The organism is Wolbachia endosymbiont (group B) of Hofmannophila pseudospretella (assembly GCF_964028515.1).
In the GTDB taxonomy this organism is placed as follows: Bacteria; Pseudomonadota; Alphaproteobacteria; order Rickettsiales; family Anaplasmataceae; genus Wolbachia.
Window position 1 is genome coordinate 412,911 of sequence record NZ_OZ034788.1, and the last position, 26,566, is coordinate 439,476.

General features: G+C 33.0%; 24 protein-coding genes and 3 pseudogenes. 13 read left to right on the top strand and 14 right to left on the bottom strand.

The window, feature by feature from the left end; translation table 11 throughout:
• Positions 1 to 82 precede the first annotated feature (82 nt).
• Both ABWU24_RS01940 and ABWU24_RS01945 read right to left on the bottom strand, forming a co-directional pair.
• On the bottom strand, positions 83 to 391 hold the full coding sequence (locus ABWU24_RS01940; RefSeq protein ID WP_051063872.1) for a transposase: 309 nt from the start codon (positions 389 to 391) through the stop codon (positions 83 to 85).
• Positions 392 to 745: 354 nt separating this feature from the next.
• Entirely contained in the window at positions 746 to 916 is a 171-nt protein-coding gene (locus tag ABWU24_RS01945; RefSeq protein ID WP_353274365.1) for a hypothetical protein, read from the bottom strand.
• Between ABWU24_RS01945 and ABWU24_RS01950 the strand changes: the two are divergent.
• Positions 910 to 1,314: pseudogene (locus ABWU24_RS01950) on the top strand (helix-turn-helix domain-containing protein); the annotation flags it as partial. The gene ABWU24_RS01945 and the pseudogene ABWU24_RS01950 overlap by 7 nt on opposite strands.
• Here the strand turns inward: ABWU24_RS01950 and ABWU24_RS01955 are convergent.
• A protein-coding gene (locus ABWU24_RS01955) for an IS5 family transposase (RefSeq protein WP_341815401.1) occupies positions 1,301 to 2,093 on the bottom strand; the annotation gives its coding sequence in 2 pieces (ribosomal slippage) (positions 1,301 to 1,828 and positions 1,830 to 2,093; 792 coding nt in all). The pseudogene ABWU24_RS01950 and the gene ABWU24_RS01955 sit on opposite strands and share 14 nt — an antisense overlap.
• 56 nt (positions 2,094 to 2,149) lie before the next feature.
• On the opposite strand from ABWU24_RS01955, the pseudogene ABWU24_RS01960 reads away from it, so the two are divergent.
• Positions 2,150 to 2,780, top strand: a pseudogene (locus ABWU24_RS01960) (IS630 family transposase); the annotation flags it as partial.
• A gap of 206 nt (positions 2,781 to 2,986) precedes the next feature.
• Here the strand turns inward: ABWU24_RS01960 and ABWU24_RS01965 are convergent.
• Together ABWU24_RS01965 and dprA are read right to left on the bottom strand one after the other, a co-directional pair.
• The gene (locus tag ABWU24_RS01965) at positions 2,987 to 3,127 is read right to left on the bottom strand and encodes a hypothetical protein (RefSeq protein WP_010405218.1); all 141 of its coding nucleotides are present in this window, start codon (positions 3,125 to 3,127) and stop codon (positions 2,987 to 2,989) included.
• Positions 3,128 to 3,391: 264 nt separating this feature from the next.
• Positions 3,392 to 4,477, bottom strand: coding sequence for a DNA-processing protein DprA (gene dprA / locus ABWU24_RS01970; protein WP_341815831.1), 1,086 nt, complete (start codon positions 4,475 to 4,477; stop codon positions 3,392 to 3,394).
• Positions 4,478 to 4,538: 61 nt separating this feature from the next.
• Here dprA and ABWU24_RS01975 point away from each other — a divergent pair, with 61 nt between their 5' ends.
• The 3 genes from ABWU24_RS01975 to ABWU24_RS01985 all read left to right on the top strand — a co-directional run bounded on the left by ABWU24_RS01975 (position 4,539) and on the right by ABWU24_RS01985 (position 7,483).
• Positions 4,539 to 4,913 (top strand): ferredoxin family protein, encoded by a 375-nt coding sequence (locus ABWU24_RS01975; protein WP_015588529.1) that lies wholly within the window; start codon positions 4,539 to 4,541, stop codon positions 4,911 to 4,913.
• A gap of 877 nt (positions 4,914 to 5,790) precedes the next feature.
• A complete protein-coding gene (locus ABWU24_RS01980) occupies positions 5,791 to 6,744 on the top strand; it encodes a D-alanine--D-alanine ligase (RefSeq protein WP_015588527.1) in 954 nt (317 codons plus the stop codon).
• On the top strand, positions 6,725 to 7,483 hold the full coding sequence (locus ABWU24_RS01985) for a cell division protein FtsQ/DivIB (RefSeq protein WP_015588526.1): 759 nt from the start codon (positions 6,725 to 6,727) through the stop codon (positions 7,481 to 7,483). Before ABWU24_RS01980 ends, ABWU24_RS01985 begins: the two co-directional genes overlap by 20 nt.
• Positions 7,484 to 7,616: 133 nt before the next feature.
• Here ABWU24_RS01985 and ABWU24_RS01990 read toward each other — a convergent pair whose 3' ends face one another.
• Both ABWU24_RS01990 and ligA read right to left on the bottom strand, forming a co-directional pair.
• On the bottom strand, positions 7,617 to 10,763 hold the full coding sequence (locus ABWU24_RS01990) for an ankyrin repeat domain-containing protein (protein ID WP_353274367.1): 3,147 nt from the start codon (positions 10,761 to 10,763) through the stop codon (positions 7,617 to 7,619).
• Between the two features lie 1,174 nt (positions 10,764 to 11,937).
• On the bottom strand, positions 11,938 to 13,893 hold the full coding sequence (gene ligA / locus ABWU24_RS01995; protein WP_341815822.1) for an NAD-dependent DNA ligase LigA: 1,956 nt from the start codon (positions 13,891 to 13,893) through the stop codon (positions 11,938 to 11,940).
• Between the two features lie 159 nt (positions 13,894 to 14,052).
• Between ligA and ABWU24_RS02000 the strand changes: the two genes are divergently transcribed.
• The 4 genes from ABWU24_RS02000 (at position 14,053) to ABWU24_RS02015 (ending at position 16,511) form a co-directional block, all read left to right on the top strand.
• On the top strand, positions 14,053 to 14,490 hold the full coding sequence (locus tag ABWU24_RS02000; protein ID WP_353274368.1) for a hypothetical protein: 438 nt from the start codon (positions 14,053 to 14,055) through the stop codon (positions 14,488 to 14,490).
• 19 nt (positions 14,491 to 14,509) lie between these two features.
• A protein-coding gene (locus tag ABWU24_RS02005; RefSeq protein ID WP_353274215.1) for an IS630 family transposase occupies positions 14,510 to 15,515 on the top strand; the annotation gives its coding sequence in 2 pieces (ribosomal slippage) (positions 14,510 to 15,019 and positions 15,021 to 15,515; 1,005 coding nt in all).
• Positions 15,516 to 15,521: 6 nt separating this feature from the next.
• On the top strand, positions 15,522 to 15,953 hold the full coding sequence (locus tag ABWU24_RS02010; protein ID WP_353274370.1) for a hypothetical protein: 432 nt from the start codon (positions 15,522 to 15,524) through the stop codon (positions 15,951 to 15,953).
• Positions 15,954 to 16,253: 300 nt separating this feature from the next.
• The gene (locus tag ABWU24_RS02015; RefSeq protein WP_041581309.1) at positions 16,254 to 16,511 is read left to right on the top strand and encodes a hypothetical protein; all 258 of its coding nucleotides are present in this window, start codon (positions 16,254 to 16,256) and stop codon (positions 16,509 to 16,511) included.
• 124 nt (positions 16,512 to 16,635) lie between these two features.
• On the opposite strand, the gene pyrE is transcribed toward ABWU24_RS02015, so the two are convergent.
• Both pyrE and ABWU24_RS02025 read right to left on the bottom strand, forming a co-directional pair.
• Entirely contained in the window at positions 16,636 to 17,226 is a 591-nt protein-coding gene (gene pyrE / locus ABWU24_RS02020; RefSeq protein WP_015587756.1) for an orotate phosphoribosyltransferase, read from the bottom strand.
• A gap of 2 nt (positions 17,227 to 17,228) precedes the next feature.
• A complete protein-coding gene (locus tag ABWU24_RS02025; RefSeq protein WP_341815824.1) occupies positions 17,229 to 18,407 on the bottom strand; it encodes a dicarboxylate/amino acid:cation symporter in 1,179 nt (392 codons plus the stop codon).
• 316 nt (positions 18,408 to 18,723) lie between these two features.
• Between ABWU24_RS02025 and ABWU24_RS02030 the strand changes: the two genes are divergently transcribed.
• Entirely contained in the window at positions 18,724 to 19,065 is a 342-nt protein-coding gene (locus ABWU24_RS02030) for a hypothetical protein (RefSeq protein ID WP_353274372.1), read from the top strand.
• Here the strand turns inward: ABWU24_RS02030 and murB are convergent.
• Together murB and hemC are read right to left on the bottom strand one after the other, a co-directional pair.
• Positions 19,033 to 19,938 (bottom strand): UDP-N-acetylmuramate dehydrogenase, encoded by a 906-nt coding sequence (gene murB / locus ABWU24_RS02035; protein ID WP_353274374.1) that lies wholly within the window; start codon positions 19,936 to 19,938, stop codon positions 19,033 to 19,035. The genes ABWU24_RS02030 and murB overlap by 33 nt on opposite strands.
• Positions 19,929 to 20,807 (bottom strand): hydroxymethylbilane synthase, encoded by an 879-nt coding sequence (gene hemC / locus ABWU24_RS02040; RefSeq protein ID WP_015587760.1) that lies wholly within the window; start codon positions 20,805 to 20,807, stop codon positions 19,929 to 19,931. Before hemC ends, murB begins: the two co-directional genes overlap by 10 nt.
• Positions 20,808 to 20,926: 119 nt before the next feature.
• On the opposite strand from hemC, the gene ABWU24_RS02045 reads away from it, so the two are divergent.
• The 3 genes from ABWU24_RS02045 to ABWU24_RS02055 all read left to right on the top strand — a co-directional run bounded on the left by ABWU24_RS02045 (position 20,927) and on the right by ABWU24_RS02055 (position 23,704).
• The gene (locus ABWU24_RS02045) at positions 20,927 to 21,292 is read left to right on the top strand and encodes a hypothetical protein (protein WP_341815827.1); all 366 of its coding nucleotides are present in this window, start codon (positions 20,927 to 20,929) and stop codon (positions 21,290 to 21,292) included.
• Positions 21,293 to 21,399: 107 nt separating this feature from the next.
• On the top strand, positions 21,400 to 22,914 hold the full coding sequence (gene secD / locus ABWU24_RS02050; RefSeq protein WP_341815828.1) for a protein translocase subunit SecD: 1,515 nt from the start codon (positions 21,400 to 21,402) through the stop codon (positions 22,912 to 22,914).
• 481 nt (positions 22,915 to 23,395) lie between these two features.
• A complete protein-coding gene (locus ABWU24_RS02055) occupies positions 23,396 to 23,704 on the top strand; it encodes a transposase (RefSeq protein ID WP_051063872.1) in 309 nt (102 codons plus the stop codon).
• A 199-nt stretch (positions 23,705 to 23,903) separates the two neighbouring features.
• On the opposite strand, the pseudogene ABWU24_RS07810 reads toward ABWU24_RS02055, so the two are convergent.
• From ABWU24_RS07810 to mtaB, 3 genes and pseudogenes are all read right to left on the bottom strand, one after another.
• A pseudogene (locus tag ABWU24_RS07810) lies at positions 23,904 to 24,139 on the bottom strand (transposase family protein); the annotation flags it as partial.
• A gap of 106 nt (positions 24,140 to 24,245) precedes the next feature.
• Positions 24,246 to 25,187, bottom strand: a complete 942-nt coding sequence (locus ABWU24_RS02065; protein WP_341815393.1) for a P44/Msp2 family outer membrane protein — start codon at positions 25,185 to 25,187, stop codon at positions 24,246 to 24,248.
• A gap of 59 nt (positions 25,188 to 25,246) precedes the next feature.
• Positions 25,247 to 26,473 (bottom strand): tRNA (N(6)-L-threonylcarbamoyladenosine(37)-C(2))-methylthiotransferase MtaB, encoded by a 1,227-nt coding sequence (gene mtaB / locus ABWU24_RS02070; RefSeq protein WP_341815394.1) that lies wholly within the window; start codon positions 26,471 to 26,473, stop codon positions 25,247 to 25,249.
• Between the last annotated feature and the right edge of the window lie 93 nt (positions 26,474 to 26,566).

Genomic DNA, 26,566 nt, shown 5'->3' on the forward strand with positions numbered 1-26,566 from the left:
GCTGATTGCTGAAAAACAAAATCAATAGCCGAATTAATATTGGGCCAAAAGGTTTGTAGAGCCTTTCTTATGGCGTGCTTGATCAGAACTTCTCAATCGGATTTAAATCTGGCGAGTATGGAGGTAAGAACAAAATTTTACACCCAATATTTTCTATCAAATTTTTCGTCCTTGCAGATTTATAAAAGCTCGCATTGTCGAGAACAATAGTCTGTCCAGGTTTAAATACAGGAACAAGTACATTTTCTACATAAGCATCAAAAATCTCGCTGTTGCAGTAGCCATCAATTATCCATGGTGCTTTAACTTTTCCTTCATTTAGTGCTCCAATCATGCTTACCCTCTTTCTTTTAAACCCTGGGCAAATAACCTCTTGCCTCTTTGAGACCACCCATATTCATAAAATTCATTGTCCTCTATTCCAGACTCATCTATGTATATCAAGTTTTCTTTATTTATTTCTTTCTTCTACTTTTTTTTATGAACTCTTTGCGTTTCTCTTTCTCGATAAAGAAAAGTTTTTTTTATATGTATAGTTTACTTTGCTAAGGTAGTTATATACTGTGTTTCTACACATATTACCAAATTCTTCAATTATCTTTTCAATTCTAATATCTTGATTTCCATCCAGAAATTTGATAAATCTATCCATATCTTTAATCTTATGGCCATATCCTTTGTGATAGCCTGAAGATGGTTTCTGTTTCTTTTTTCCTTTTCCTCCACAAATATATTGTTTTTATGCTCACTTTGAATATTTGACTGATTTTTTTATCGTCATTGTTTTTTTATCGACTCCTTTGAGAACACGTTCTTTCAGATCCTCATACCAATTCCCACTATATAAAGAACAGATAGACAATAATGGGAAAGAAGTGATACTAAAGTAGATAAAATAGAGAGGTATAAATGGCATTAAGGTCAAAACTATTAGACGAAAAAGTTGTAAATTTGGCGAAAGAAATGTTAAAAAAGGTCAGAAATAACGCATATGTTTCAAAAAAGTTACAAGCGGTGATAGCAGGAAAAGAAAGTAGTATAAGCGCTGTGGCAAGAATATGTAAAATTTCAAGGACTGCTTTGACTGAATGGATAAAGCATCTAAAATTTGGTAGAGTAGAAAGATTATTTTCCCCGTCTCAGCGGCGAAGAAAAAGCAAATTAAACAAAAATCAACGTGAGCAAATTGAAATATGGGTAGAAAGAAATCCAAATATTACTATTAAGGAAGTGCAAATAAAAATCTCAGAGGAATTTGGCCTAAACATTAGCAAATCAACAGTGCACCGTGAGAGCCTGTTCATAATCTTTTCAGAAGCAAAGCAGCGAAAGCAAGAACGACCATTTGCAGGCTAGTGTTGAGTTTCCGCTCGCAATTTTTCCACAATCGCCTACATTTTTGCAACCAAGCAAAAGATCTCTCAACAACCCATCTTTTCGGCAATACGACAAAGGTGTGTAATTCGTTTCGCTTTATTACTTCAACGGTAGCGCCAATAGTTGCTTTTATTTGTGTTGCAAAATTTTCTCCTGTGTAGCCAGCATCAACTAGTATATTTTTAACTTCAGATAGGTTTTCTTTAGCATTTTTAACCATTCTCACAGCGCTACTACGATCAGTTATTTCTGCCGTTGTTATATAAATTGCGTGGGGTAAACCTTGTGTATCTACCGCAATATGGCGTTTTATTCCTGAAACCTTTTTGCCTGCATCATAGCCTTTTTCTTCAGCAGTATCTGCATTTTTTACGCTTTGTGCATCAATTATGCAGAAGCTGGTTTTTTCTTTCCGACCATTGTTTTGTCGGACCACGCCAACTATTTTTTTTTAATACCAGCTCCAGAACACTTTCTTTATTTGCATCTGCTTTTTCACTCCACTTCTTAAAATAGTCGTAACAATTCCGCCATTTTGGAAACTCTTTTGGTAACATTCTCCACTGGCAGCCACTTTTTAAGACGTATAACACTCCACAAAATACATGATATAAATCAAGTGTTCTTGGCTTTGTCCTCTTCCTGCAAGACTCCAGATCTGCTACAATAATCTCAAACTTTTCTCGACTTATATCACTTGGATATAAACTTCGCATATCCTACTTTATATACTTTATCCTCTCATTCTATCCCTTTTTTGAGATCACGTACAGGCTCTGAGATACAAAGGATGAAGTTTTCTTACATAACACCGAGGCCAATTCACCATAAACAAGATAAAAACAAGCAAGAAGAGTTTAAAAAATACTTCAATAAAATAGTCAATTCCCACCCTGAAAAGGAGGTATTTTTTTGATGAATCACGATTTGGAACTCATTCAAAAATCGGACACGGATGGTTTAAAAAAGGGGTCAGAACACAGGTTAAAATGAAAATTGGTAGACAAAATTTCTATATCTACAGTGCGGTAAATCCAAGAAGTGGTAAGAAAATTAGCCTACTTGCTCCATATGTAAACACTGATTGTATGAATATATTTCTGGAGCAGATGTCGAAAGATTTAGGCACGAAAGAAGCCTTTCTTGTAATGGATTGTGCAAGTTGGCATAGATCAAAAAGTTTGAAAATTCAGGAAAACATTACCATCATATACTTGCCTCCTTATTCACCGGAACTGAATCCTGTTGAAAGGTTGTGGCAATATATCAAATACAATACTTTACGCAATAGTATCTACGATACCATAGGTTTACTTGAAGATGTTTTGTGTAATTTTATTGTCAATATTTCCAGTACTACTATTAAACGAGTTTGTAATGTTTCTTATTTGTTCGGTCAGTAATGGATTTTGGTATCACTATATGGACTTGGCATCTTCTTCTTTCTCATTACTTATTATACCATTCTAACCAATTTTGCCATATAGCTAAACCTCTCTTGGGTTAGCTATAGATGATAAAATATTTGATTCTAGTTTTTTATAGTCTACTAATCCGGTAGTTCTATTTGCTTGACTCATTTCAAACCTCCATTTTTTATATCACTTTATTACTTTTCTTTTCGGCTTGACACACTTTTTTGAACGTTCCCCACTTTTTCTATCACCTTTTCAAATTCTTCTACAGTTAAGCCTGTTATATTACGAAAATTTCTTGGGTGTTTCTTTATATTGTAGTAACTAAAGCTCATTTTTTTACCTTACTCTATCTGCTTATTCCTCTTCTACCTCTCTCCCATCATTTTATCATTACCTTTTGCAGCAGGTCTATTGATGCATGAGTCTGGAATCTAGGAATTCTGATTATATATTAAGTTAGTAAGTATAAAAGTTATGTAAAAATACAACGTTTTAGTGAGATTACGGAAAGCCAGCGTCACACGCTGGAATGACATCTTTCTTGGTGGACTCAAATCATAATGTTTGTACGGTTGTGGACTTATAACTAAAGCAATCTAGAAAATTAATGATATTTTATTCCCCGGCGAACGCTCTATTTTGTTTTCTAACTCTAGTTCCAAAAGAGCCATTAGAGCTATGTTAGTAGAAAGTCCGCTTGCTAATATAAGTTCATCTATATCAACAGGTACAGAGTTAATATGATCAACTATAACAGATTTTGCCTGTTGTAATTTTTCTTGTTTTTGGTTAATAGAACAGTGCTCAACATCAAATAGGCTTTTTTGCTGCGGAGGTAAACTAAACCTAATACTCTCTATTATGTCATCAGCAGCTTCAATAAGCTTAGCACCGTTCTTAATTAAATAATTACTACCACTACAGCGTGAATCTAGAGGAAAACCAGAAACTGCAAATACCTCTCTTCCTTGATTCAAAGCAAAATCTGCTGTTATGAGAGAACCAGAATTTTTTGATGCTTCAATTACCACAACACCCAGCGATAGACCAGATATAATTCGATTCCTTTGAGGAAAATACTGAGGCTTTGGTTTAGTAGCAAATGGAAGCTCAGTAATTACTAATCCGCCATTTTCAGTGATTCTTTTGTATAGATCAAGATTTTCTCTTGGGTATACTACGTCAATTCCGCTTGCTGTAACAGCAATAGTGGGATGATTTTTGTATATTACACTGTTTGCTGCAGTATCGATTCCTTTTGCAAGTCCAGAAACAATAACAAAACCAGCTTCGCTTAAATCAAGTGCCAACTTATTGGCAAAATTTCTTCCATTCATTGAAGAATTACGTCCACCGATTATTGCAATTATCTCACGGCTTAATAATGATACATCACCAAGTGTAGTTATTACAGGAGGACAACCAGAGATATTCCTTAAAATGTCAGGGTAATCTGGATTACATGTTGGTATTATTTTGGCTCCAATTTTTTCTGCATTCTTAATTTCTTCTTTTGCACTTTGAATTCCATAATCCTTGTTAGTCAACTTATTAAGATATTTTAGTACTTCATCTAGCGACCCACATGCTCTTAGTACACTAAAAAACTTTACTGGTCCCACAGTTCTAGCCAAGCTTAGCCATATTTCTAATTCTTCGTTATTCAATTTATTTATCTTCATAAAATGCTTGAATTTCTTATTAATTTAGTGTACCCAAGATAATGCAAATATACAGTATTTTATGACGCATTTTGTTACAGATAAATGCATAAAATGTAAATATACAGACTGTGTGGAGGTATGTCCCGTTGACTGCTTTTATGAAGGTAAAAACATGCTCGTGATTAACCCAGATGAGTGTATTGATTGTGGAGTGTGTATACCTGAATGTCCAGTAGATGCAATTGTAACTGATGATTCCATAAAAGATATTCTAGAGCTAGATGAAGACTTACTGAATAATGAACAAAAAATCTTTAAATCATTTTACAACATAAATGTAGAATATTCGCAAAAATGGCCAAACATTACAGCTAAAAAGCAACCCCTAGATACAGCAGAAGAGTATAAAGAAAAAAAGGATAAAACAGCTTACTTTGATGAAAATTTAGGGTAATAGAGTAAGTCTACTTTTGTATACTTACTCTTTTTTGATTAAATAGACATTGAATTGTAAGCATCTATTTCATCTGCCATAGACGATAATTGTGCACCTTCAAAACGGAGATTGTTTGCAATGTCTATTAATTTCTCACTAATTTGTGAACGAGGTTTAAGCACTGGAAAGAAAGCGTCACATCTAGCCTTGCATAGAGGTTCGTCTGTTTCATTGAACGCCTCTTCACAGTTTTTGTGGCAAATATGAGATAGATTGCGTGCCTGAAACGTTAATGAATTAGAGTCTTGTGTAGATATAACCATAATATATTCCTAAATTAAAAAACTAACACCACGGTAGCATTTATGTGTTAATAAAATTGTAATATTTATATCAGCATAATTACTTTCCAGATAAGTTTACTTTATTGAAAATTTCAGGAAAATATTGTACAATTACTCATGAACTTTGGTAAAACTTACGGCAAACGCTAATATATCTTTCAGTAAAAAAACTTTACAGCATTTTGCTAAGCTAGTTGAGCTTACTAAGCAGCCCACTCAAGAATTAGCAGAAAGACTATTCAATAGATCATGAAATGGAACTATCTGTAGTTGCTGATCAATATGACATTGAAGGTGTAGAAACAGTTGATTACAAAGACGTAAAGTGGAAATCAAGTGGATTACAAAATTAAATTTTTAAAGAATATTACTGAAAAAGATCTTCCAGTTTTACTTGCAATCTGGTATCTGATCATCAAGGAATTAATTTGCATGACACCACCTGCAAGTTACAATATCTGTATAGCTATACATAGTATAGAATTTTTCAAAATGTTTTTTCTATTGAAGATAAAAGTATCTTTTATATATGATATATAGCAAGGTATAGAATGCTTATGATTCCAACTATAGCAATTTTAAGTGGTGGATTTTCTTGCGAAAGAGAAATATCACTTATGAGCGGAAAAGCAGTCAAGAAGGCGCTTGATAGCCTTTTATATAAGGCAATAGAAATAGATGTTGATAGCAACATTGCTCAAAAGCTTAAAAAAACTAATCCTGCTCTTGCTTTTATTGCTCTACATGGTCCTTATGGTGAAGATGGCTGTATTCAAGGTTTATTGGAAATCTTAGGTATAAAATATACACACTCTGGAGTTACAGCTTCGGCTGTTGCTATGAATAAAGTGATGTCAAAGCATATATTCCGATCCCTTAGTATCGACACTCCAAAAGGTTATGTAATTAGTCGAGAAGATCTGCTAAAAAATAATATTAAAATTGATTATCCGTACGTCTTAAAACCGATTAACGAAGGCTCAAGCATTGGAGTACACATGATTTTCTCGCATGAGGATTACTTAGAGCTGAAAAATAACAGTTCTACTATAATGGAAAAGATGATCATAGAAGAATACATACCGGGTATAGAGTTACATACTGCTGTATTACTGAATGAAGCAATTGGCACTATGGAAATACGACCGAAAAATAAATTCTATGATTATGAAGCAAAGTATACAGATGGATTTGCAGAACATATATTTCCTGCTGAAATTCCTAACAACATATATAGAATAACCTTGGAACACGCGTTAAAAGTTCATCAATTTTTAGGATGTAAAACTGTTTCCCGCTCAGACTTCCGTTATAATCCCCAAAATAACACTTTAAAAATGCTTGAGGTTAATACACATCCTGGCTTTACTGAATTGTCGTTAGTACCAGAAATTGCAAAATTGACAAGAGGAATTGATTTTAATGAATTAGTCAAAATTATTGTCGAAGACAGTTTACACCACAGGAATATTAGAGATCAAGCCGATGTTGAACAATGTTACTAGAAGCCAAAGAAGTTTTTTGCGCAAGTGCGCTCTTGTTATTATCACTGCACTTTTTCTCACATTAGTACTTTATAGTTCACTTGATAAAATAACAAATCGATTCAATTACTACTTTACTTGGTGTAACGATCGCTTATCGAGCTTATTAATTAGCAATGGATTTTCAATCGACAAAGTAACCGTTACTGGAAACAAATTTACAAATGAACAGGACATTCTAAGTTTAGTAGATAGAACACAACCTATCATGTATGTATCACTCTCAAAACTAACAGATAATATACAATCTGTAAGCGAATGGATAAAACATGTAAGAATTTATAGGATTTTACCCAACACCTTACGCATTGATGTAAATGAACACAAACCTTTTGCTCTTTGGAAAGATGATAACAGAACTTCAGTAATTGACTCTGAAGGTAAAGTAATCGTAGATGATTACCAGATAGATAACCTCGTTATAATCAAAGGACAAAATTCGTTATCAAGCCTAAAATTCATTAAATATATACTAGAGAGGAAAACTCAATTAAGTGATCATATTTCTTCTTGTGTTTATGTAGGCAATAGAAGATGGAATATCATACTCGATGACAGTGCCACAGTAAAATTGCCTGAAGATAATCCTTATAGCTCATGGGATTATTTAAGCCACTTGCAAAATACAACCGACTTTACTTTTAGCAATTGGAGCATAATTGATATGCGTGTTGCTGATAAGATCCTTGTGAAGAAGTGATCTGCTCGGTGCTCCTTTTCATGTCATGCAAGTAGCCCTTTCTCTGTCATCCGAGTAGCTTAAAACTGGAATCCAGATTGCAAGTAATCAATTAGGTTGGGTGAGTATGGGTTTTGAATTATAGAAGGAAGCATTAACCATTACTAAACAAAAAGCCTTGATCTGGAGTAGAATGTTTAAAAACAGAAACATCACAAAGATCTCTCTTAGAATGAGAGTTTTCTTTAGCATGTTTGAGTCGTTTAAATATTTCAGTGTCTTTACTTATATTCTTCTCAGCATAAGCATATAAAAGATGCAGTAACTTTCCACCAGCTTGAATAGCAATTTCAACAGTAGTATTTTCATCATTACCATCTGGAGAATAGTTTAAGCTTGGTTTGAAACCATGTTTGTTTTTTGATTCCAGTAATTCTTCTATCTCTTTAAGTAATTTATCTAGCTTACCTGTATCCTTTTGGTTTGCCACTTCTTTTACCTTATTAAACAACTCACCATCTTGAACTCTTTTTATAACATATTTTCTTTTACCTTCTCCATTTTTAACGGATTTGAGATCTATACAACCAACATTAATATTTGGATCAGCAAGAAGAAGATCAACTACCTTGGAATGGCCAAATTTGAGTGCAAATACCAAAGGAGTAATACCTTTCTTAGCCTTAACATTAACATCAGCTCCATAATCCAGAAGAAGTTTAATTACATCCTCATGATTCCCTAATGCTGCAACATGCAAAGGAGCAGACCCCATCTGGTCCCGAGCATTAACATCAGCTCCATAATCCAGAAGAAGTTTAACTATATCTACGTGACCATTTTCTACTGACCAATGTAAAAAAGTACGATTTACTTTATCTCTAGCATAAACATTAACTCCTTTCTTAATTAACCGTTCAGCCTTTTTCAAATTTTTATTTTGTAAAGCTAAAAATAATTCATTTGCATTTTTCTCTAATCTTTTTGATTCCTTTTCGTCATTTAAATCCTGTTTATACTTTTCATTCTGAGGCTTTTTGCTATTGTGTTTTCTATTAGTACTATCTTCTAAAGAAAGCTGTGGTTTTACCTCTTGAACTTGATGATATTTTTTAGCTTTCTTCTTTTTATTTTGATCATGTTTACCCTTTTTATTCTGAAGGTTGCTAATATCATCATCTTTCCCTTCATGTTCTGAGCTTTGTGAAGACCTAGAACTTATATCACTCTCTAACACTGAATTTGTATGCTTGTTCTTATCTAAGATCTGATCCTCTTCATGATACCTATTAGCTCTCAACGCATTCATAATCTCTTCAGCATATTCTTTTTTTCCTTCGTTTTGCAATTTCCTTGCTATAAGTTCTGCTTGCTCTATGTTTCCTTTTTCTATTAACTCTAGTGCCTTATTTCTCCATTCTTCAGGACTCGATTTTTCCTGCTCAATATTTACATTACCTTCTTCCCTTGGCTCTATTATTTTCAATAAATTACTCTCATCATCTATAATATATACACTATCAACAGCACGAGTAACTCCAACATACAGAGCGTTCATATAAAATTTATATTTCTCCAAAGACTTATCTTTCTTATCCTTATTTCTTGAAGTGTTAACTTCCCTTTCGTTATATGAATCACGAATTCTATTAATAGTATTCTCTATCTCCCCCTCACTTTTATTCGGACATGCTATATTCCATATTTCATTGTAAGCTTTACATGATGTAAACTTGTAAAGAATCACGTTTTCAAATTCCAAGCCTTTGGCTTCATGTATATTAAACACAAGTGGAGTATCAAACAATTTACGAGCATCTTCTTTGCTTTCATCATCCAGAACTAAAACAGCACAATTTACAGATTCATTTATTTTTTTTGCTATTTCTTCTTTTTTATCATCAATAATAAAGCCAACGTTCCCTTTGTTCTTAGTCTCACTCTTCATTAGAAAAGCGTTGTCTACTGTTATTTTATCTTCTGAAGCAAAACAATAATTCTTAAGATGTAGTATACGGTTGGCAAGCTCAATGACTTGTTCACTATTACGATAATTCTTCTCAAGGGTATAAAAAACTTCTGACCCTTGATCCCTTATACATTGATTTTGACAGAGAAAAGATTTTAACTTGGATAGAGAGAAAAAACTAGGATGTATTACTTGATTAATATCACCGCATAACAAAAAATTAGCCTTACTTTCATCTTTTAAACTTTTTAATGTTAAACTCAGTGTGCTCTCGGTCAAATCTTGTACTTCATCTACAACAATCGCACTATACATTCCTTCTGTAATGCACTCATACGCAACAAGATTAGGATCATAATACTCTGAATCTTTTTCTATAAACTTCCTGTACTCTTTAAAAAAATCATAAATACTGTTCCTTTCATCTACAGAAAACATAGATTGTCTGTTTCCTAATTTACCATATCTATCTTTTCCATCTTCTCCCAATAAGTCTCCTCCACCTATTACAGCTGTAAATTCTTCAAATATTTTATCTCCATCTTTTTTATACTCTTTAAATTTATCTTTCTTGCATATTCTGTTGAACCATGAAAAAAATTTACTTCTATCAATAGGCTTCTTTCCTTTTATATCTTCTGCTCGCTTTTCAAGAAACTCATGAAGAGATAAGAAATCAATTTCTTCCGGAGCAGCAATCTTGAACTCATTAGCAGTTTCATCATAGTATTCGTATTCAAGTAATTTTTTTGATTCTTTTATAAGATTTTCGGATTTGGTAATATATAGAATTTTTCCTCCCTCAAACTTCCCTTTTATCTTCTTTAGGCTCTCCAAAGCCACTGATGTTTTTCCACTACCAGCGGCCCCATTGATAACTAAAGGTAATTCAAGCTTTCCAACCCTTTCAACTATATCTTCCTGCTTTGCACTAAAAGTAATAAATTTACCGAGACAACTAACTTGTGGAACATCTTCAATCTCCACTGTATCAGGAACTTCTTCACTTGTTACTTCTATGTTTTTTATTTTCTCTCTATTTGTTAAAAATCTAGACTTATGATAATCATGATTCAGAATTACTTCTAAAATAACAAAAGCATCTTTGTTGTTATGCTTTATACTTGTAAATAATAATCTGTCACTATCACTTAATTTAGCTCGAGAATATTCAATATTCCCATCACCTTTTATTAATTTTATATTCCCTTGGCTTGTACTGTTGTTCTCTTTTAAATCTTTAATTATTTCGTTGAACTTTTTTCTCAAAGAACTTTTATCATCACCTAAATCATGGTCATTAAACTTCTTATAAAACAATACAATACTCATAATTTCTCTTAATTACTTAATTATATTAAGAGTATAATAATATTGTTAATATGTCAATATTTCTATTATTATATTAACTTTTATTATTTATTAGTACGCAATTCTTATCTCATCATTAAATAAGTAATACTGCAAAGTTGTGGAATAAAAGTTAATGGATTTACTTTTTAGGCAGAGCTCTAATATTATAGATCTTTAATAGTATAATCTTCCCATTTGTCCACTCTGGGCCATGTACGATTAGTAGAAGGAAATAAATTTATACTCATTCAGTATTAAACAACCTAAGTAATTTGGTCACTTCCAGCACCCAAAACCAGTTAGTGTGAAAACATTTTTTTAGAATCAATTGGTGTACCATATAAACTTTTCAATATAGTGATTTTGCTACACTATGAAATCATCTATATTGGCTTACTTTCACTAAATTTACATATGAACCAATTTGCCTAACTTTGCTGCAATGATTTTAAGCTTCCATTTTTACAACCATATTTTTATAGGCTTGTTTTCACAAAGGTAGGTACTTTTTTTGCGTTTTTGGAAAAATGAACATTAAAGATTTTTATGATTCTAATTTGCAGTATGTTTCTGAAACTAAAGTGAATGTTAATAATCCTATATAAAATATAAAAAAATACACAATTCTTGATTTTCTCACAGATATAATTAACAATCAAGCTATATTATTCTAATAAAAAAGTTATGATTTTATGGTGGAAAAAGATATTAGCTGTAGAAAGTGATCCTAGACTTTTAATTGATATAGATAAACAAGCTAACTTAAAGAAAATGTTAGTTCTTTCTTTAAGGGAAGCTATAAATAAACCAGATGTTTCAATTGTTACAAACCTATACGAACATTTTACACAAAAACCTACTAGAAATAGGCGCTAGTACCCTGATTCACAATTCTCAATTATTCGGGAAATATATAAAAATGCCTTTATCCTTGTAAGCAATGATATTGCCAAGCTCAATGAAAAAAATCTTAATCAGATCATTAGTAGAAAAGTAGGGCAGATCGAAACAATTTTGGCTATAGTCTCATTAATTGATAATAAACGACTGATAAAAAAAAGAGCAGGGAGTGTTCAATTATATTAAATAAGAGTCTGATATTAGTTTTCAATTCTTCTATCAGTTAATTCATTCCCGTCAGATTAAGTTGTTTTTAGCACAATTTGTTCCATTGTTCTTCATCTAAAATTTCCACACCCAATTCCATTGCTTTTTTATATTTTGAACCTGGATCTTCTCCTGCAATTAAATAGTCAGTTTTAGTAGAAAGGCTTGAACTGATCTTTGCCCCTAAAACTTTAGCTCTTACTTTTGCCTCCCCTCTGCTCATAGCACGTAGCTTACCAGTAAACACTATAATTTTGTTATTCAAAAAAGAATCGCTAGAGTTGGAGCTCACGGGAAGAATTTGCAGATATGCAGTAAGATCATTTAACATTTTAATGTTACGTTCCTGAGAAAAAAACGATTTTAAAGATTCAGCTACTTTTTCTCCTATACCATCTATACCTACCAACTCAACATCATTTGATGACATCGAATTATACCAGTTATCATAAGATACATAATAATTTGCGAGCAATTCTGCTGCAACTTGGCCGATAAATCTGATACCCAAAGAAAATATGAACCTATCTAGAGTGATTACTCTTCTGTTTTGTATAGCACTTAATAGATTAGCTATTGACTTCTCGCCCCAACCATGATGCTCTTTTAAGGAAAACTCTTTTAATCTTTCCTCTAAAATAAAAATGTCTGGAATTTGTCTTATTAGGCTAAGATCATAAAAAAACTTTATTTGTTTTTCACCAAGGCCAACAATGTCAAATGCATCTTTTGACACAAAATGTTTTAGTTTTTCTACTATTTGAGCCTTGCAATTAAATTCTTCAGGACATCTTACTGCCACTCCTTCAATCTGCACTTTACTACCACATTCAGGACATATGTCAGGAAAAACAAATTCAGGTATATTTGTATGACGAGAACCTTCATCTACTTTGACAATTTGAGGAATTACATCTCCAGCTCTTTTAATTGTTACAACATCTCCTTCTCTTATATCTTTACGTTTTATCTCATCTTGGTTATGTAGACTTGCTCTGCTAACTAGCACTCCGCCAATATTGACTGGTACCAAATCTGCAACTGGAGTTAAAACCCCCGTTCTACCCACCTGTATAAATATTTTATTTAACTTTGTCTTCGCATAAATCGCAGAAAACTTATATGCAAGCGCTGAGCGTGGCGCTTTGTGTGTACTTCCCAGACGACTTTGTAGCACCAAATCATTCACTTTATAGACTATCCCATCGATATCATAATCCAAGTTATAACGACAATCATAGATCTCGTTATAGAACTTTAGCATTCCATTCAAACTACGTGTTAAGGAACGATGCTCATTTACGCAAAAACCAAATTTCTCAAGCTTTTCTAGTATCTCACTTTGACTTTTCTCTATTCCACCAATTAAAGAATAAGCAAAATATCTAAGAGGCCTTTTTGCTGTAATGTTCGCATTCAATTGCTTTAAAGAACCAGCAGCTGCATTTCGAGGATTAGCGAATTCATTATTTTCATTTAACTTTAAAAAGTCGCTGTTACTGATATATATTTCACCCCTTACTTCTAGTCTTCCTTGCACATCTTGTAAAAACTTAGGAAAGCCTTTTATTGTTGCAACATTGTGAGTTACATCCTCTCCTACAAAACCGTCACCTCGAGTTGCAGCTTTAACAAATTTCCCATCTTCATAAATTGCAGAAAATGACAATCCATCAATTTTTGGCTCACATAATATCTCTATTTCATCTGCAATTAAAAATCTCTTTATTTTAGACAAAAATTTTTCTACACCTTGTTCATCATAAGCATTCTCAAGAGAAAGCATAGGTTCTTGATGTTCCACCTTAGAAAATCTCTCATCAGGCGGAGCACCAACACTATCTTGTGTTGCATAAGCTTCTGGCTCTATCGCAGCTAACTTTTTTTTCAGTTCATCATATTCAGCATCACTTATCTCTGGCTTACTTTTTTGATAATATAAGATATTATGGTAATTAATTTGGTTCTGCAGTTTTTCTCTCATCTTTTCCAAGTTAGTCATGATACCAATATAATGCTCTTTATAACCAAGTCATGAATTTTTTTAAAAGGCGTTACAAATTTATACTACTAAACTGAAAATCAGTTATATCAATATTAATATAACGTTTATATTCACATGATAATATTAGAATAATTTTTAAATCAAGGAGTATATTATATGGCAAAATATAGTAATAATTCGAACGATCAACCAAGCTATTATAATCTAAGATCAAATCTTGAACTGCTCAATTCACTACCAAAAAATTCGGAAAGTCAATTGAGTTCTGAAACTTTAGCATATGGTGTGAGTGATACATTAGGAGGCTGGTTGGGCATAGATAAAGCAGCACAAAAAGCAGCAGAACAAGTAATATCTCAAATGGGTAACGATTTAAAACTAGAAGCTAGAAAAGCAGCTCAAGATGAAGTAAAAACAATAGAAGGAAAAATGCTAACTTTAGCTGAAGAGAAAGCTAATCAAATAGCTACCGAAAAAGCTAATCAAATAGAAAAAAAAATATCGACTTCAATTGATAACACAGTAAAGTCATACCAATTCCCACTATATAAAGAACAGATAGACAATAATGGGAAAGAAGTGATACTAAAGTAGATAAAATAGAGAGGTATAAATGGCATTAAGGTCAAAACTATTAGACGAAAAAGTTGTAAATTTGGCGAAAGAAATGTTAAAAAAGGTCAGAAATAACGCATATGTTTCAAAAAAGTTACAAGCGGTGATAGCAGGAAAAGAAAGTAGTATAAGCGCTGTGGCAAGAATATGTAAAATTTCAAGGACTGCTTTGACTGAATGGATAAAGCATCTAAAATTTGGTAGAGTAGAAAGATTATTTTCCCCGTCTCAGCGGCGAAGAAAAAGCAAATTAAACAAAAATCAACGTGAGCAAATTGAAATATGGGTAGAAAGAAATCCAAATATTACTATTAAGGAAGTGCAAATAAAAATCTCAGAGGAATTTGGCCTAAACATTAGCAAATCAACAGTGCACCGTGAGATACAAAGGATGAAGTTTTCTTACATAACACCGAGGCCAATTCACCATAAACAAGATAAAAACAAGCAAGAAGAGTTTAAAAAATACTTCAATAAAATAGTCAATTCCCACCCTGAAAAGGAGGTATTTTTTTGATGAATCACGATTTGGAACTCATTCAAAAATCGGACACGGATGGTTTAAAAAAGGGGTCAGAACACAGGTTAAAATGAAAATTGGTAGACAAAATTTCTATATCTACAGTGCGGTAAATCCAAGAAGTGGTAAGAAAATTAGCCTACTTGCTCCATATGTAAACACTGATTGTATGAATATATTTCTGGAGCAGATGTCGAAAGATTTAGGCACGAAAGAAGCCTTTCTTGTAATGGATTGTGCAAGTTGGCATAGATCAAAAAGTTTGAAAATTCAGGAAAACATTACCATCATATACTTGCCTCCTTATTCACCGGAACTGAATCCTGTTGAAAGGTTGTGGCAATATATCAAATACAATACTTTACGCAATAGTATCTACGATACCATAGGTTTACTTGAAGATGTTTTGTGTAATTTTATTGTCAATATTTCCAGTACTACTATTAAACGAGTTTGTAATGTTTCTTATTTGTTCGGTCAGTAATGGATTTTGGTATCAGTAGAAGCAAATGCTGAAAAAGCAGCAAAAAATGCAGCTGAAAATGCAGTGAAAAAAGTAGGACCAGAAGTTGCAGATTTGCTAAAGCCAGAAATCAAAACTCAGGTAGAAGAAGAAGTAAAAAAATATACTGAAGAAAAAATTGAAAGCCTTATCAAACCTGAAATCACAAGCAAAATAGATTATATTGTCACTTCACAAAACAAAGAAGTAAGGAAGCTTTTAGAAGATGAAATGAATAAATTAATCGAAGATGCACATAAAAATTTGAATGGGAAAATAGATCAGATTACATGTGAACTCACAGAAGTAAAATCTGATCTCTTAGAAGCTAGTGCAAAAAGTTTCCTTGAGAGCGCAAAATTATTGTCTTTTGCTGCACAAGATGAAACATGTACAAACCAAGATTTAGTGTATTTCTAATCACAGCAGGGTTTTTATATTAAGGTTTTTATGGGTTGTTTAACCCATAAAAACCTGAGGATAAATGAAGAGAAAAGTATCTGTTAAGTTGCATGGCTACTGTGCAAAATATTGAAGCAAAAAGGTTTCATCCCAGTGCTTACTACCTTGTCATCCCAGTGCTCAGACACTGGGATCCATTGTTCCTTTCTGGATTCCAGCGTCATGCGCTGGAATGACACCCTATTAAAGCAACTATATTAATACAATATTTACATTGATATGTTAAAATTAGTATTAATTTAAATTAAGGAGTATATTATGAGATATGATTGGAACGACCCAGAACATGAGGGGGAAGAAACAGCAGATGATGTAGGTTCTAAAGGAGCATTGAATGATATAGGTTCTAAAGCAACAAAAATAGTATTCGATGCTATAGGTTATCAACTAGTAAAAGCAGCATATGATGATATAGGTTCTAAAGTAGCAAAAGTAGTACTTGGTGATGTAGGTCGTGAATTAACAGGTTGTACAGATAATTTCGATAAATGCACAGAAAACTTGGACCTTTTATAGCAGATAATGGAATATACGCAAACCAAGATTTAGTGTATTTTTAATCACAATAGGGTTTTATGGGCGAAATTTAAAAAGCCCATACAAACCTTAGCTAAATGAAGAGAAAATATACTATATAGAATTACTTTGTTAAATATTCTCTACTCCCAGGTTTCGTTATGGGTAATTGTTTTAACTCTCTTGGCAATTCTTCCTCGCTATAGTTTTCGATATTAAGTTCAATCAAAGATATTACAGGAAAGGGCAGTTTTGTTTCACTATTTCTCTTGATCAAAGAAGCTTCAGCAACAACTTTACCTCCCTTCTCTTCTGCACATTTTACTGCTTCAAGTGAAGATTTACCTGTGGTAATCACATCTTCAATTAGTAATATCTTCTCACCTTGTTTAATCTCAAATCCACGGCGTAATTCAAATTTACCATTAACACGTTCGCAAAATATTGTTCGGATTCCAAGCTGTCTGCCAATCTCATAACCCACGATTATTCCACCAATTGCAGGAGATAGTATTAAGTCTACAGGTTCAATAATCTCTTTTCTTATTTTATTCGCCAATAGCTCACAAACGTTCATTGCTCTGCTTGGATTTTCAAAAATTTTAGCGCATTGTATGTAAGTGTTGCTGTGCAGCCCTGACGAGAGTACAAAATGTCCGTGCAAAATCGCACCAGCCTCTTCAAATTCTTTTATTATTGTATTATCTAATATCATTCTTAAGTTTTAAATTCTTTATTAATTATCTGTGTTATACAGATATCAGACCACACATTTATTGCAGTTTCAAACATATCAATGATTGTATAAATAGGCAAAATCAATCCCATAATGTACAAAGGAACATTCATTGATACCAAATAACTAGTTGCCATAAAATAGCACCCCATCGGCACTCCAGCGTTACCAATTGCAGCCCCTGTAGCTAAAAAAATCCATATGAACATCTCACTTAAGGAAAATGTGTGCCCATTCATCTCTGCAACAAACATCACTGTGATTAAAATAAATGCAGCACACGCATTCATATTGACTGTTGTGCATATTGGTAGAATAAAAGATGACAATTTCTTTGGTACCTTTAGCTGATTTTGCACACATTCTATAGTTGTAGGCAGCGTTGCACTAGATGATTTAGAAAAAAATGCAAGTGTAAGTGCTGGCATAACACCTTTCATCGTTTGAATTGGTGATATACCTTTATACCACATGAGTAGTGGTAAAATTACAAATGCTTGCACGAAATTTGCAGACATTATGCAAGCAAAATACCAAAAAAGACTATGGAATTCACTGCCACCTTTTAACTCGTATAAAAAACATGTGATAAAAGACCACACAGCAAGAGGAATAAACTTTAACAACCCTTGAGCAATTTTAAGAAGTGTATCAAACAGTGCAGAAAATATTTGGTGTAATATATCTTGTTTTTCTTTTGAAAGTGAAATAATAGCTCCGCCCATTAAAAAAGCAATCAATATGCTGCCAATAACGTTATTTTCAAGAAAAACTTGCACAAAATTCGAAGGAATGAGTGATTTTAAGTATGAAAAGTAATTGTGGTTGCTGTCACTCACACTTTCTATCGTGTTACTTATGAAATTTTTTCTTACTGGATCTATGAATAAATAGAAAGATAGTGCAACAAACGCAGCTATAATGGTTGTAAGCAAAGTATAAAACAGCGTCTTTTTAAGTAATACTTTAATTTCAATTGAGTCTTTAAGTCCAGAAATTGTTGAAACTATTGATAGAAAAACTAAAGGTAAACTAATCAATTTCAATAAACTGATAAATATATCACTAAATAGCTTTGCGACTTCAAATATCACTTCATTGTTTAAATAGTAAGCAACTATTGCAAACAGTATAGAAAAGAGTACTGTGAACTTATGCATTAAAAACAAAACTTCAAATTGATACTATACAACAATTTTTGGAATTAGGTTAAGATAACTTGACAAATAAGAGAAAAATAGTGAATATTCTATTATTGATTAAGTTTTTAAAATATGCCAAATTTAATAGTTGATGTATTATTTATACCAGCTATGATAGGAAAGGCAATAGGAGTGAGTACCAATAGGAGCGCTTACAGGTGCTACAACAGGTCTTGTATGTTATGCATTAAGTGCACCTTTATCTCCTCTTATTATAGGCAGTATTGCTACTGTTGTTTCTGCAGCATTTATTTCTATACCCATTGTGTTGTTCATGTCCATATTTGCTGATCCAGATCCAGAATTATTTAAGTTATTCAGTATACTATTTATTCCTCAAGTAGTAATCGGAATTGGTTTAAGTGCAGCTATAAATGCTATTTCAGATACAATGCCAAGTATAAACTCAGCAGCTAACCTTGGTGCACTAATAGGACTTGTTATGTCAGTCCTAGCAGTACTTGCAATGATATATCTACCACCTATAGTTGAAAAAGTAGAAGAATGCTTTTCTTCACAGGAAAAGAATAGCAACCATACTACATCAAGTGATAACACTTCAGAAGTAAATAGCATTGAACAATCAGTAGGTAGAGGTAGAACTATAACTACCTAAAACCCTTATCTCCCACTCAAGCTCAACATTAAATTTATCTTTTACTGCATTTTGTACTCTGTTGCCAAGGTTTTCTAAGTCAAGTGCAGTTGCATTGTTGTAATTGAGCAGAAAATTACAATGTTTCTTAGAAATTTTAGCTCTGCCGTTATTTAATCCTCGGCAGCCAGACTCATCAATCAGTTTCCATGCCTGATAACCCCTTGGATTTTTGAATATACAGCCAGCAGTTTTTCCTCTTACTGGTTGGCTTTTGTTTTTTTTGTCAATAACTTCCTTTAATCTTTGCAATATAAGCTCATACTCTGAACTTACTCCTTTAAATTCAGCTTCAACAAAAATCCACTTGCCTTTTAGATCATGTCCACGATAAAAATATCCCATTTCTTCGCTGGAGAATTCATACAAATTTCCATCTTCTAGATTCACTGCCCTTATCGACTGTACAACACTTGCAATATCACTACCATATGCACCTGCATTCATTTCTATTCCACCACCAACTGTTCCTGGAATTCCTGCAAGAAACTCAAGTCCACTAATTTGCTGCTCCCCGGCAAAGTATGCAAGGTTACTAAGCAATGCAGCACCACCTGCAACAATCGAGTTATTATCTTTACATTTTATATATGCAAATTCCTTACCTAATTTCACCATTATTCCTCGAATGCCACTATCTCGAATTATTATGTTGGATGTTGCACCGATAACACTAATTGGCAACTCCGCATCTTTTATCAAGCATATTAGATCCTCAATGTCACATGGCTTAAAAAGTACATCAGCTTGGCCACCAACATTTAACCATGTCATTTTAGACATCGAAACATTATAACGATAGATTCCACGTACTTTAGGTAAGCTTATAAGCATTTCGATTTTAACTCTACTCCTGCATTCACACCCATTTCTTCTGCATCTTCTACAAATGAAGTGCGTTCAGTAAAGTATATACCTCTCTCGCCCGCTAACATACAACGAAGACGTAGCATGTTTTCACTCATATATTCTGCTAAAGCTGCAAGCGGTGTAAAGCATGAACCATTTACTGTCTTCATGAAACTGCGCTCTGATTTTGCCCTTATAAAAGACATATTATTATTAATTTTCTCTAAAAGATCGATAACTTTTATATCATTCTTTCGGCATTGAATGCAAATTGCCCCCTGCCCTACTGCGTTTAACATGACTTTTGGTGATAATACTTCTGTAATTAAATGGTGTTTTTTTAATCTTATCAGTCCTGCTTCGGCTAAAATCATTCCATCAAAATTCTGATTTTGCAGTCTAGTTGTCACATTTCCACGCAGTGGCACTACATTTAAGTCTGGCCTGAGATTTAACAGCTGAACTTTTCTTCTTATTGAAGAAGTTGCAATTGTAGCCTGCTGTGGCAAAGTTTTTAGGCTCTTATATTTATGAGAAATAAATACATCACATGGACTTAGCCTCTCTAAAACACAAGGAATTGTTAAGTCCTTCGAGAAAAACGCAGGTACATCTTTTAGCGAATGAACCGCCATGTCTATATTGTTCTCAAGTAGCTCATCCTCAATCTCCCTGAGGAACAGTCCTTTACCTCCTATTTCAGCAAGGGTTACATTAGCATATTTATCACCAGAAGTTTTGATTTTTATGATCTCAACGGATAGATTAGGAAAAGACTCTAATAATCTTTGTTTTGCTTCCAAAGCTTGGGTGATCGCAAGGTCGCTTCCTCTCGTACCTATTTTAACTAGCATATATCCTTCATATTATATGTCTATATTCTATGTCCATTTTTTATTATCTCCAGTTTAGTTATTGAATACTTTATAATTAGTACATAGTATCACGAACATTTAGTAATCGAGGAGTATGTATGTTTGATATTTTAAAAGATTCTAATGGCAGATTTAATAAAAAGAATATTTTACCTCTTGTAGGTGCCACTGTCGCTATTATTCTAACAGCATTAAATGCAGTAGTAGCAATTCCCAGATTTTTCTCTCACCCCTCTCTATCTAGTCCTCTCGTTTGGAAAGATTTAAGTTATAGTAAATTTCTTGCTAATCACATACCACTTAGCATAGTTATTTTCTTAACACTTGGTTTATGCACTTACCTTGCAATTGACAAAATTAGACAAAACAAACAAACAGAGAATCTGAGAGCCAACTCTGAATCTAATACATGTGTTTATACTGCTTCAATAAATGATATTCTAGAAGAACAAAATCAATTATAGAGATATTGGTTCTAGGCTTGTTTTTTATCTTTCACGGACCTTTTCATTTAGGTGCTTGTGATTAGCAACCATTCAGTTTACACTATACCTAAGTATAGTTTAAATTTATGCTAAACAAGCTCACAGTTAAATCTCTTTCAGTATTGCTAATTTTTTTGCTATCTTTATATATAATACTGCCAAACTTCTTTGATAATAAGTTTCTCACCTCAAAAAAGAGGATAAATCTAGGGCTCGACCTGAAAGGTGGATCATCTATACTCCTGAACGTAGATTTAGATTTTTATTTTAAAGAGAAATTGAGCATGCTAGCCGATGAAATAAAAGAAGGTCTGTTAACACAAAGGATTGAATTCAGCATAAAAAACGATAAACAAATAGTTGTAACTTTAAGTAATATGGATGATTACAAAAAAGTTTCGATGTTAATTCATAAAATAAACCCAAACTTAGAGCTGAATAGAAAAGATACTTCAATTTTTATTTCATATAAACCACATTATAAGAATTCATTAATCAATGAAGTAGTTTCAGAGTCAATAATTAATGTTCAAAGACGCTTAGATAAGCTTGGTACTAAGGAAGTAAGTGTGCAGAAACAAGGACAAAATAAGATATTAGTCCAAGTTCCTGGAGTAGAAGACACTCAGCAGATAAAATCTCTGCTTGGCAAAACAGCCAAGCTGGCCTTCCATTTGGCAAACACCAATGTAGCTAAAATGCAAGATATCGATCATGACACTACGATTATGCTCAAGGATTCTTTGGGTAATTCCTACCCGATATTCCGCAAAACTGAAATAGGCGGTGATTCATTAGTTAATGCATCAGTCAGATTTGGCAATTTAGGTAAACCGACAGTACATTTTAAATTTGATAGCGTAGCAAGCAAAAGATTTGCAAAAATCACTAAAGAAAATGTAGGAAAGCCCTTTGCAATTGTTCTAGATAACACAGTCTTAACTGTACCAACAATACGTGAGCCCATTCTAAATGGAGAGGGAGAAATTAGCGGTAACTTCACTGAAAAACAGGCAAGTGAACTTGCAATACTTTTAAAATCCGGTGCACTACCAGCACCACTTAAAATAATTGAAGAAAAAAACATTGGTCCAAGCCTTGGAGAAGAGTCAATAAAAGCAGGAGAAGTTGCAGCAATAATATCTATCATAGCCGTTGGTTTATCTATAATAATTACTTACGGCAAATTAGGCTTTTTAGCGTCTGTTGCACTCGTTTTTAATGTAATCTCTATACTACTCATTCTTACCTTACTTGAAGCAACTCTTACTCTCCCTGGAATTGCCGGCATTGCACTAACTGTTGGTATGTCAGTTGATGCAAATGTTTTGATATTTGAACGCATCCGCGAAGAAATAAGAGCAGGAAAAAGAACAGCTCGTGCCATTGAAGAAGGATTTAAAAACGCAATAAAAACAATTCTTGATTCAAACCTCACTACACTAATTGCTTCAGGAATAATGTTCATTATTGGTAGCGGAGCAATTAGAGGATTTTCTATCACTTTATCGATAGGAGTTTTATGCTCGATGTTTTCTGCAATTATAGTCACAAAACTTCTGATAGAATTGTGCATGAACCCAAAAAAGCTAGTACTTTAGTATCTGTTCAGCAGAGTGACAAAATAAGATAGACGAGAAAAGACAACTAAATGGTTGTCATGCAAGTCAGCTATCCAGTCTTTTCGTCGTCAAAAACGTTGTAACATGCTCACCAATTTAGTGAGCATAAAACCAATATATTTGTGGAGGAAAAGGAAAGAAGAAACAGAAACCATCTTCAGGCTATCACAAAGGATATGGCCATAAGATTAAAGATATGGATAGATTTATCAAATTTCTGGATGGAAATCAAGATATTAGAATTGAAAAGATAATTGAAGAATTTGGTAATATGTGTAGAAACACAATATAAAATTACCTTAGCAAAGTAAACTATACATATAAAAAAACTTTTCTTTATCGAGAAAGAGAAACGCAAAGAGTTCATAAAAAAAAGTAGAAGAAAGAAAGAAATAAATAAAGAAAACTTGATATACATAGATGAGTCTGGAATAGAGGACAATGAATTTTATGAATATGGGTGGTCTCAAAGAGGCAAGAGGTTATTTGCCCAGGGTTTAAAAGAAAGAGGGTAAGCATGATTGGAGCACTAAATGAAGGAAAAGTTAAAGCACCATGGATAATTGATGGCTACTGCAACAGCGAGATTTTTGATGCTTATGTAGAAAATGTACTTGTTCCTGTATTTAAACCTGGACAGACTATTGTTCTCGACAATGCGAGCTTTTATAAATCTGCAAGGACGAAAAATTTGATAGAAAATATTGGGTGTAAAATTTTGTTCTTACCTCCATACTCGCCAGATTTAAATCCGATTGAGAAGTTCTGATCAAGCACGCCATAAGAAAGGCTCTACAAACCTTTTGGCCCAATATTAATTCGGCTATTGATTTTGTTTTTCAGCAATCAGCTAAGCCTTTCTTGGGTTAGCTATATTACTAAAATCTCGTATTCTACATTTGACTTTAATAGCTCTTTATCTTCCTGAAATCTGAATGTTTTATCAATGCATCTTCTATTCATCCGTTAGCAATACTTTCACTTATTCCATAGCTTTGCGCTATATGGAAATATGTACGGTATTTACGCAAATATTCTAGTGCTATTAACAAACATGCATTGTTTATTTGGTTTTCCTCCTCTTGCATTTTTCTTGCCTCTTCCTCTATTAAAATTTCTATTATTTTTCCAATGTTTTTCTTTTTACTCCTCTTAGTCTTCGAAGCTTCTCTTCATCAAGTTTACTTACCTGCTCAAAATTTATACCTTCCCTAATATTGCTTCTACTACTTGTTTCTTAAGTTATCCAAGAAGTCTAATGGCAAGCACTGACCACTTTTGCTTCAGATGCCCTTGAACAGATATTATTACTAGAAATTAAACATCAAACCAACTTCAATATTATGAGTGGATATATCATCTGCAATAGGTATTGGGATACTAAAGTAACGATAGCCGAAAAAGGTTTTAACTTCTGGGATTATTGAGTAGTCAACACCAAGCTTTATTTGATAAGCAAACCAAGGAACATTCAGTGGCATTGAATTTTCTGGTGACCCATTAATCTTTTTTAATCTAAAAACTGTTGGCCCTATACCAAGACCAATATACGGAGCAAATTGTGTATCTTGAATGCTGGAGTTATAATAGAAGTTTAATAAAAATGCAAACACGCTTGCTGATTTCTCAAATACCGGAGGAGAATTACTATCTTTAATATTGGCTGTAGAATACATAGCTTCAAAATCAACTCGGCCATTTTCCCCAGCATAGTAACCTAAAGATACGCTCCTAAGCCACTGGAAATCAATTTTGCCGTTAAATTTCTCTATACTCTGAATTTCATCCACTAATCCCGCTTTGATAAACAATGATACTACTTTTTCTTGCAAAGAAAGATTAGGATTAGCTGTATTGATTAAATTAATAAACCTTTCTCCTATTGCCTTTATACCCTTTACAAATGTTTCTGAATTATCATTGTATATCTTACCACCGTTAGCACTAACATAGAAATCAAGTTTTTTTGATTTTTCCTTTGTAGGTTCAGCTTGATCTGTAATACGTGGCCACATATTTTTCTGACCAGCTGCTTGGAAAATAGAAGGTGAACTACTTTTAAGTTCTTGATATTTTATTGGTATTTCTCTTTCAGCAACCTCTTCAGAACGTATTACACTTTCATTATTATCTGTTTCTAATTTTAACGGTTGTACTTGCTCAATGTGTCTATTGTTACTGATATAAGTAATAAAAAAATAGACACACGGAATGAAGATGAAAAATAAAGCAATAGATATTCTAATTATCATAAATGAATTATCACTTATAGTATAACTACTATATCATATATTCCTTTAATGTACAAAAATTAAGAAATAATATTTCCAATTAAACAATTATTTTCTATTCCTTTAACATGAGCTTTCACAATACTTTTAGCTTGAACTCTTGATGTAAGTTTTATTACTGCAAAATTTTCTGTTCTACCAATATTATTCTGCTCAACCAAAACGCTTTGCTCAGTGCCGAGCAAAGATTGATAAAAACTGCTCATCATTTCTTTATTTATTTCTCTTAGATGCTTTACTCGTTCTTTACGTACATTCTCTGGTATTTGTGGCATCCGTGCAGCAGGTGTGTTTTTCCGCTCTGAATATGGAAAAGCATGTAGATAAACTACATTTATTTTTTTCAGTAAATCAACTGTATCCTGAAACATTTCATCAGTTTCTGTTGGAAATCCAGCAATAATATCAGCGCCAAATGCTATATTAGGTCTTAAGCTCTTCATTTTATGATAAAATTCTATCACTTGTTCTCTATTGTGACGACGTTTCATTCTCTTTAGTATTAAATTATTACCAGACTGTAGACTCAAGTGTAAGTGAGGCATAAGTCTTGACTCATTAGCTATTAAATCCATTAGTTCATCATCAACTTCAGCAACATCAATAGAGGAAAGTCTTAGTCTCTTTAACTGTGGTATATCCTTTAAAACTCTCCTAACCATCGAACCAAGTGATTGCTTACCAAACAAATCTGTACCAAAGTCAGTAATATCAACACCTGTAAACACCACTTCTTGATACCCATTTTCTATAAAAATCTTAATTTGCTCTATAATATTGTTTACTGGCACAGATCGATTATTCCCTCTTGCCTCAGTAATTGAGCAAAATGTGCAGCTATGATTACAACCATTTTGAATTTCAATAAATGCCCTTGATTTATCTTCAAATCCATTAATGAGAATAGGTTCTACTTGGTTATCACTGACTAAGGTTTCATCATTATTTAGTAGATAATTTTCAGCTCTTAGTTTGTCTTGATTACCTAGCACTTTACTTACACCAGGAATATCACTATATGATTTAGGATCTAATTGAACAGCGCAGCCAACTACGATAATTTCTTTACTTGGGTCATTCTTATAGATCTTACGTATTTTTTGCTTTACTTGACGTTCTGCTTCGTTTGTCACTGCACAGCTATGCACCACAACAACATTTTCTCTCTTCGCTTTTTTTAATGCTTCTTTGATTAACTCACTCTCGTAGAAATTTAGACGACAACCAAATGTTATTACTTCATTCATGCTTTTGCTTTAATAGGTCTAAATTATATCAAATATCCAAGAAAAATGACTATTTTTTGGTGGATAAATGTATAACTAGTGCAAAAATACCAT